Annotated in this window: 6 protein-coding genes; 4 read left to right on the forward strand and 2 right to left on the reverse strand. The window is 62.9% G+C overall.

Annotation, left to right across the window (positions count from 1 at the left end; translation table 11 throughout):
* Positions 1 to 2: 2 nt before the first annotated feature.
* Positions 3 to 1,106 carry a tRNA epoxyqueuosine(34) reductase QueG gene (gene queG / locus VGY55_01780; protein ID HEV2968686.1) on the reverse strand — a complete coding sequence of 368 codons (1,104 nt, stop codon included), beginning with the start codon at positions 1,104 to 1,106 and terminating at the stop codon, positions 3 to 5.
* 110 nt (positions 1,107 to 1,216) lie between these two features.
* On the opposite strand from queG, the gene VGY55_01785 reads away from it, so the two are divergent.
* The 4 genes from VGY55_01785 (at position 1,217) to VGY55_01800 (ending at position 5,905) form a co-directional block, all read left to right on the forward strand.
* Positions 1,217 to 1,648, forward strand: coding sequence for a hypothetical protein (locus tag VGY55_01785; GenBank protein HEV2968687.1), 432 nt, complete (start codon positions 1,217 to 1,219; stop codon positions 1,646 to 1,648).
* A gap of 125 nt (positions 1,649 to 1,773) precedes the next feature.
* A complete protein-coding gene (locus tag VGY55_01790) occupies positions 1,774 to 2,862 on the forward strand; it encodes a hypothetical protein (GenBank protein HEV2968688.1) in 1,089 nt (362 codons plus the stop codon).
* A 265-nt stretch (positions 2,863 to 3,127) separates the two neighbouring features.
* Complete coding sequence (locus VGY55_01795; protein ID HEV2968689.1) at positions 3,128 to 5,083, forward strand: preprotein translocase subunit SecA; 1,956 nt, start codon at positions 3,128 to 3,130, stop codon at positions 5,081 to 5,083.
* A 129-nt stretch (positions 5,084 to 5,212) separates the two neighbouring features.
* The gene (locus tag VGY55_01800; protein ID HEV2968690.1) at positions 5,213 to 5,905 is read left to right on the forward strand and encodes a DUF6348 family protein; all 693 of its coding nucleotides are present in this window, start codon (positions 5,213 to 5,215) and stop codon (positions 5,903 to 5,905) included.
* Between the two features lie 65 nt (positions 5,906 to 5,970).
* Here VGY55_01800 and VGY55_01805 read toward each other — a convergent pair.
* A partial coding sequence (locus VGY55_01805) for a hypothetical protein (GenBank protein ID HEV2968691.1) occupies positions 5,971 to 6,921 on the reverse strand: 951 nt, incomplete at its 5' end.

The following is a 6,921-nucleotide window of genomic DNA, read 5'->3' on the forward strand; positions in this document are numbered from 1 at the left end:
TCTCAGTTCCACTCGCGCAGCACTTCGGGATCGGTTTCGATTGCCCGCCGGGCAGCCAATGCGGCGCGAGCCAACTGATCGTCGAACTGCATGAGGGCCCAGACGCAGGCAGCACGCACGAGCGGTTCGACGTCATTCAATCCTCTGGTCAAGGCCGGGATCGTGGCCCGATCGGGCCTATTGCCCAGCACGATCGCGGCGTTGCGGAGCAGGCCGCGGCGTTTCGCCCGCCACAGCGGCGTGCGGCGAAACCGCTCGCGAAAGCCCGCGTCGTCGAGCGCGAATAGCGCGGCCAGCGCGACCGGATTCATTTTGTCGTCCGGTGCGAATGCCGGTTCCGCCGTCGCTGGCGCGCGATGGTTCCACGGACAAACGTCCTGGCAGACATCGCAGCCGAAAAACCAGTCGCCGATCCCGCCGCGCAAGTTCGTGGGTATTGACGCACGCAGTTCGATCGTCAGATAGCTAATGCATCGCCGCGCGTCAAGTACATAGGGCGCGACGAAGGCGTCGGTCGGGCAGGCGTCGAGGCATGCTCGGCAGGTGCCGCAATGATCGGTTTCGTGCGGCGCATCGTAGTCCAACTCGATATCGGTCAGCAGCGCCGCGAGAAAAAACCAACTGCCAAGTTGCTTGTTGAGCAACAGTGTGTTCTTGCCGATCCAGCCGAGGCCGGCCAATTGAGCGAATTCCCTCTCCAAAAGCGGCGCGGTGTCGACGACTCCACGGACCTTCGCCCCCGGCGCTTGATCTTGAAGAAAGTCGGCCAGTCGATTGAGCCGGGCGCGAATCAGCTCGTGATAGTCTTGTCCCCAGGCGTACCGCGAGACGCGGCCCTCTCCAGCCCGCGCCTCAATCGGCTCTGTGGTGCGGTAGACCATCGCCAGCATCAGGACGCTGCGGGCGCCGTCCAAAACATGCCGCGGATGCTCGTATGCGGCGGCCCGATCGGCTAAATACTGCATTCGCCCGGCGTATCCGGCCGCCAGCCATTCGTGAAATCGCTCCATTCCACCGGGCCCCACCGCCGGACAAGCCCCCGCCAAATCGAACCCCAGCCGCCGGGCCTCGGTTTTTAATGCGTCGGTAAGCGAAGTTGCTTGCATACTGCAATTCGGCTGCAAAAGTTGACCTGCGATTTCCGGCTGTTTAGGGTGGAGAGATACCGGCCAGTCCGGTCGCAACTCCATTGAACTGCTTCTCTGAGGTGACCAAGATGAAAACGATTTTGAAGACAGGGTTGGTTGGAATGTTCTTCTGTGCGGCGATGATCGCGCTGGCCGACCGGCCTCTCAAGGCCCAATCGGATTATTGTCCTGGCTACTGGTGGGCCTATGGCTATCCCTACGAGCAGGACCACATTCCGTTTTACGCCTCGCACCCGCCAGTATACTACTCGCATCCCATTGCGCGAGCTTACGGTTGGACACCGTTCGCCTATCCGCCGGCGGCCATAATCCTGCCGTTGGAAGACGGCGGACCCAAGGAGATTATCAACCCGTTCGTCCCGCCGAGCAATGCGCCTGCGCCGACGCCGAATACGAAGGCGAAACCATCCGGCGAGCAGACGGCTGACTCGAACGCCGCCACACCGCATTTGATCGTCAATCCATACGTCGCCACGAGCCTGGCTGTCGAGGAGAGATAGGCAAACAAGAAATCGCTCTGGACAGCGGCGCGGAAATCGTTATCGTATTGCTCTCTTCATGCCGGCCGTTCTGCGCGCGTTCGCTGCCATCGCGGTCGGGTAGTCTGGCGGAAAGGAGTCTGCCGATGAAGCGGCTGCTGGGAGCGGTCGTCGCGATCTTATTACTATCGGGCTGCCGCGCGCCGGCGCCGCCGAACGATCCATTCCTTTACCGTTCGACCGTGCCGCCGCCGGGAACGATCACGCCATCCGGCCCGATGCCGGCCCAACCGTATTATCCTGGGGCTGCTGCGCCGAGCGCAATTCCTGGGCCGGCGACTGCGCCACCGATGATTTCGCCTGGCACCCCAATCACGCCGGCTCCAGCGCCGTTGACGCCTTCGGGCGTGCCGATCTCGCCGGCTCCGGCGCCCAACAGATATTCTCCGCCGGGCGGCTTCAACTATCAGAGTTCGCTGAGACCGCCGATCGCGCTTCCGCAAGCGACCAGTGCAACCGCATCCATTCCGTCTGGCAATTCGCGCGATTCCGGAGTAGTCACGGCCAATTGGCAGGCGCCGAAGGGAACCCATGCAGTCAGCACCGCCGCCACAATTGCAGACACCTCTCAATCGCGGCCCGAGCCAAGTATGGTTCGGATTGTCGAGCGGTCCAACAGCGTTTCCGCGGCGAAACCGGTCGACAATCAGTCCGCCGCGGCGGATTCGGCTGCCATCGTGCCAGCCGTTCCGGCACCAACCAGTCTGGCAGCGCCCGCCGAATCTCCGATGCCATCCACGATTTCTGTGGCGCCCGTCAATTCGAGCACCGTACAAACTGTGGAGCGGCCAAGCATCCCCGAGATTACTGATCTGCCGCCAGTGAGTGGGGCGACAGGCGGAGCGGCTGCGAGCGGCGCGAAATCCACGGCAGCAGGTCAGACCCCCGTAAATATCCCGGCCGATCGACCGGGGACGAGTTATGGCTATGATCCGGACTACAAAACGCTTCGCGGTAAGCTCGAATACTCGGTGGCTGGCCAACGCTGGAGGCTGATCTATCTACCGCCTGACGGCCCAATTGACGAGTATGGCGGCACTGCCACGCTTCCAGATCCAAGCCAACTCGATGGGTTTGAAGCGGGAGACTACGTCACCGCCTCGGGCACATTTTCTCCACCCGGCGCTAGCGGCGGCTCGGCGACCTTCGCCATCCAGCGCATCAAACGGCAGTGAGCCTTTTGCGCGCGCGGTAGCTGAATTCGCAAGGTACGGTGCGTCAAGTCCGCGCAGACGCGCCGTGCGTCAAGCGTGGTTCTGGTGCGTCAGCGCTTCGCTTGATGCACCCTACGCTGTCGGCGAATCATTTCCGGGTTTGGGGCGTGTCAGCGGGCAAGGCACGACGTATCATAAGAAGTGGACTGACGGGACTCCGCCGGCCAACTCGATGGACTTCTTGCCGCCCTTCATGGCATCCGAATCCAACAATAGACGACCCGGCATGAGTTCGCTGCTGCAAAATGTCACCGGCACCTTGGCCGTTTGGGCGAAAGGGCCGGTGAGAGGGCGGCTGGGGCAATGGGCTGCGCTGGTGCCAGTCGTCGGCTCTCTTGAACCGGAACTGAAGGAACTCAGCGACGCCGAATTGCGAAAGCGCAGCCTGTCGCTCCGCTATCGGGCGAAAAGCCGCGAGCCGCTGACGCAGATCATGCCCGAGGCCTATGCGCTGGTGCGCGAGGCGGCCGTGCGCACGATCGGCCAACGGCATTTCGACGTCCAAATCCTGGGGGGCATCGCGCTGCACCATCGAACGGTCGCCGAAATGCAAACCGGCGAAGGTAAGACGATCACCGCCACGTTGCCGCTCTATCTCGCGGCGCTCACCGGCCATGGCGTCCATCTGGCAACCGTGAACGACTATCTTGCCGAGCGCGACGCCGACTGGATGGGACCGATCTACCGGCTGCTCGGCCTCACCGTGGGCGTGGTACTGACGCCGATGAACACTCCCCAGCGCCGCGAGGCCTACGCCTGCGACATCACTTACGGCACCGCCAAGGAGTTCGGATTCGACTTTCTCCGCGATCGGCTCCTGCTGCGCCGCACCGCTGAAGGCCAGAGCGATCTGATGGCCCACATGCTCGGCCATCACAGCGACTCGTCGGGCGACAAGCCGGTGCAGCGGCCGCCCCATTTCGCGATCGTCGACGAGGCCGACAGCGTGCTCATCGACGAAGCCCGCACGCCGCTCATCATCAGCGCCCTGCCGACTGAAGACGAGAAGGCCGAAGTCGAGCTGTATCAATGGAGCGCGGCGGCGGTGAAGCAATTCGAGGAGGAAGAGCATTACACCTACGACCACGAGAAAAAGACCGCCGAGCTGAACGCCGCCGGTCGCAGGCTCGTGAGGAACCTGCCCCGCACTCCGGCGCTGCAGTCGGTCGGTATGTTGCGGCTGTACGATTTCATCGAACGGGCGTTGCGGGCCGAGCGGGCGTTCTTTCTCGACCGCCATTACGTCGTTCGCAAAGGAGAGATCGTCATCGTCGATGAGTTCACCGGCCGCATGTCGGAGGGGCGGAAATGGCGCGACGGGCTGCACCAAGCGATCGAGGCGAAGGAAGGGGTCGAGGTGACGATCTCCACGGGGCACGCGGCTCGCGTCACGATCCAGGATTATTTCCTCCGCTATCCGCATCTGGCGGGAATGACGGGCACGGCGTCGAACTCCGCCCGCGAGCTGCACAAGATTTACAAACTTCGCGTGATCCCGATCCCGACAAACCGTCCACCGATCCGCGAGCGCCTGCCAGATCGCATCTTCGGCACTGCCGAGGCGAAATACGATGCGATCGTCGAAGAGGTCAAGCGAATTCACGATGATGGGCGGCCGCTATTGATCGGCACGCGCTCGATCGACAAATCGGAACTGCTCTCGCAGCTTATGAAGGCGGCCGGCATCCCCCACCAAGTGCTCAACGCGCGGCAGGTCGCCGCCGAGGCCGACATCATCGCCCACGCCGGTGAGCGCGGCCACGTGACGGTCTCGACGAACATGGCTGGCCGCGGCACCGACATTCGCCTCGGCGAAGGGATTGCGGAAGCCGGCGGTCTGCATGTGATCCTGACCGAAATGCACGATGCGGCCCGCATCGATCGGCAATTGGCCGGCCGCTGCGGCCGGCAGGGCGACCCCGGCACCTATTGCCAGTTTCTCGCCCTGGACGACGATATTCTGCTCAGCGGCCTTGGACCGGACAAGTCGGAGCACTTGATTGAGCTCGGCAAGCGGTCGTCCGGCCCGTTCGACGGGCTGGCTAGGCGGTTCCGCAAGTCGCAACGGATCATCGAGCGCCGCCATTTCCGCGACCGCCGGGCACTCATGTATCACGAGAAGGAACGCAAGAAAATCCAGAAGGCGATGGGGCAAGATCCGTATCTCGACGCGCCATCGTAAACAGTCGTAGCGTGCGTCGAGTCCGCGCTGACGCACCGGAACACGCGGAATCGTGCGCCTCGGGATGCGATCCGGTGCGTCTGTGCAAAGCCTTGACGCACCCCACAAGATGCGCGATCGGGAATTCAAATGATCGACGAGACCTACCGCTTGGTGTTCGATACGCTGCGGCAGCATTTGACCGAGGCTGGGGTGCGGTTCGTCGAGGACGATGGCGACATCACTTTCGGCGGCCATCGGATTGGGCTCTCGATCGTGTTCGAGGGGTTCACTCAGCAGGAGAGCCAGATCATTGCCCCCCTCGACGTGCAGATTCATCTCGATGGCGACCCGGGAGACCGGTTTCGCGTGGGGACGCTGGGCGTCGGACGAGACCGGCTCACGGCAATTCGTTCGGCGATCGAGGAGTGGCACGTCTTGGCGGCCGCGCCCCTTTTGGCGGCGTTGGGAGCGGAAGCCGGCGCTCGCCGCCGGCCGAAAGCGGCTCGCCAACTCGCGGGCTGGGACGTGTTCCCCGGTCGAGCCGGCGTCCGCGGCACGCTGCCTCCTGGTCTCGATCCGAGCGGAATCTTCTATCGCCTGCTTTTCGAATCGCTGTACAAAGTCGTTCTGAAGTGGCCGCGGCCGACCGGGTTCGAGTTGCGCTCGATCTTCCTGATGGTCACGACGGCCGAAGGCGAGCCGCAGATCCAAGCGGCCATCGATGGCTTCGTCGACGAGCCGCTCGCCCAGGAACTATCCCAACTCCCCTGGCCGCGACCCCCGGAGCCATATCTCTTCAAGCAATTGCTTGTGTTGCGGCATGGCAGCAGTGCGAGTTGAACGTCGTTGCCGACTCTGCCAGCGTCGGAGCGGACGCTGGCAGCGTCCGCCACGAATACGCTCGCTCAATCCCCGGCCGATTTGGGAACATCGAACGATTGCAGGTCGTACGCGTCGATGAACTTGGCCAGCGAGTCCGACGGGTGACGCCGCTGCTGCTCCAGAACCAGCGCGTCGCGGAATCGTCCCAAGTCTAGATACGTCTGGAAGTCGTCGGGGATCTTCACGCCCAGGTCGCCGAAATCGCTATGCCCGGAGATGAATTTGACCATATTCTCGGAGTTAGGTATTCTGCCGATCCAATCGGGATTGGAGACCGGCGTCTTCGCCAGCTTTTCGAGCAACTCTCGCTGCTCGGGGCTGATCAATTCGATCCGTCCGACCATCACTCGCGCGATCTCTGCCGGCTTCGAAACGGAGAGTGAGAGGTAATGATCGGTCCAAACGCGCGGAACGACGAAGAACGCGCGCAGACCCGCGCTCTTGAAGTAGGCCGCGCGCCACGTCTCGACGAGGGCACTAGCTTCGTCGGCGTAGAGTCCTTCCTTAACCAAGGCTGCGTGCAGCTCATCGCACAAGTTGGCCAGGTTGCCGAGCGAAAACTCCCGTTCGGCAAATGATGCCGGCATCTCCGCGACCTGCGCGTTTCGGTCAGCCGTCACCATCACGGGGCCGATCGATCGATAGGCGGAGCTGCCGTCGCTGCGCACGTGAATCAGCCAGACGCGACTGATCTTCGTGGTTTCGCGAGAATCGAGAACTTCATCGAACCGGCCGCGGATGTTGAGCTTGTCGTGAAGCGGATCGGTGCTGATCGAAAGCGGCGCGGAGAAGTTTCCGACGCCGCGATAGAACAGATACTTCTCGCTCTCGCCGCCAGCCTTGACCGAAGCGGCATTGACGTTGCGCGGCGCCAGCCAGACGTGCGAAGCCGTTTCCGGGCCGCTCTCGCTCGTGCCGACGGTCAAGTCGCGCCACGAAAGCCGGCCGGTGGTGTCACTTGTGATCGGGCCGAA

The sequence above is a fragment of the Pirellulales bacterium genome, assembly GCA_035939775.1.
Lineage (GTDB): Bacteria > Planctomycetota > Planctomycetia > Pirellulales > DATAWG01 > DASZFO01.